This window comes from Endozoicomonas sp. ONNA2, from assembly GCF_024606365.1.
GTDB lineage: Bacteria > Pseudomonadota > Gammaproteobacteria > Pseudomonadales > Endozoicomonadaceae > Endozoicomonas.
On record NZ_JAHHPO010000053.1, the window covers coordinates 1 to 1,718 of the forward strand.

1 protein-coding gene is annotated in these 1,718 nt (G+C 45.7%); it reads right to left on the bottom strand.

Translation table 11 applies throughout. The features are described 5' to 3' along the window. Positions 1-462 precede the first annotated feature (462 nt). Positions 463-1,718: transposase (locus tag KDK14_RS00835; RefSeq protein WP_257263119.1), on the bottom strand; the 1,256-nt coding region annotated here is incomplete at its 5' end.

Consider the following 1,718-nt stretch of genomic DNA (forward strand, 5'->3'; position numbering starts at 1 on the left):
CTGTGGCAACCCTCTGGTTACAGAGGTTATGCATTTATTATACGAATTCAGGAGCTTCTCTACAGTCCTGCAATCCAATTATTACTCCAAATAATCTATCCTTACTATAGACTGTAACAACATCTCTCTTCCAAAAAACACGCTCTGTCAATCGAATCGAAAGCACTTGGTTCGTTTCTGGAGCTGTGTCGTTATAATTGGGGATATAAGTAAAATTAAGCCTTCCATGCTTTGTACAAAAGCATGAAACAGTATTTTTTTTAGATTCGCTTATTTTTGAATTGGTTTTATACTCTATTACAGGGTTGTTGTTAACTGGCAACATAAACCATACCTCTTGTTTTGATTGCGAAATCTTTGCCTGACTTTAATCTAAAAAACTCGAGTTTAGAGCCAAACCGCCCCTATCACGATATTTTAAAACACCGTTTTCAAGTAAAAATATAGGGCTGGTCAGGCGAATTATGCCGCCTCTGACATCGTTGCCTTAGTGTCAGGTATATTTTCGATACCCGGGAACTTGAATATCTCTGACTTACAGGTGCTGCATGAACGTATGTTAAATTGTGCTATCAACTCTTTAAGCCCTGCCCGGGTCATACCCGCTGTGATGACATCCTCTGAACGCCAAGGCTGATTCACTATGTTTCGTGCCAGCTTGCCAGCCCGGATAGTTAGGAGCTCCAACAGGCCATAAGCCATCAGTCGTATATTTAGCCAGCGATACAGGGTATGTCTCTTGCTTTGCCACAGCTGACGAACACCAAATAAATTTTTAATCTGATTGAACCCGGGCTCTATCGGCCACCTAAGTGCATAATGGCGGAGGACAGTCATAGCATCCAGCGTTGTGTCTGTTGATAGTATCAACCGCGTTTTACGGCGTTTCCCCTTGTGCTCGAACTCTGTCCAGACGGCAATAACTTCTTGCCCTTTGAGAATTCTGGCGCGACATAGGCAACTTCGGTAATACACCGTTCGGATCCTCCCGTAGAGATGCATTTTAACCTTATGTTCCGGAAGCTGCTGAACCCGTTCCTTCGTGAGTTGTTCCCCATAAATCCTGGGTTTACCACGGCGTTTGGGCTCCGGCAAGGGAGGTGAAAACAGGGCGAGATCATGCCTGCACTGGCCTATGGCATGGTACCCCAGATTCTGAATGTGTTTGATCACATGGCTCCGCATAAACCAGCAATCCAGAAGTACATACGTAAATCGTTCACCGATGACCGAGTGTGTGAAGCGCAGTAGAGCCTTTGCTGTAAACAGTTTACTGGTATTACCGCCTTCCGATGGCATACGTGCCAGCCAGGGTATGGCCGTAGGCACTTCATCTGTCGGGCGCTCCTGAATCATACACAGGTAAACAAAGCACTGCCCCAGAACATATCGAGCCTGGTTAAGCTTGTGGGCATGTTGAAAGGCAATAGCACTGCCCGGCGCCTTTTCACTAAAACGCAGAACGAAGGAGTCATCAATGACAAGGAACAACGGTTGTATTTCGGGAACGGTGAGACAACAAAGCTGCATGAAGCGGGCGACCACTTGATATGTACGCCAATGGCCTGTTTCCAGCCATTTGTGATAACTACCCCAGAAGTTATGAAGCTTCCCCTGAAACCAGGACTGCGTAACAAACCCTTCTGCAGTGATCATACTGGCAATGAGCCAGCAATTCCCGATAAATTGATTACCATCAATGATATCAAGGGTTAGAG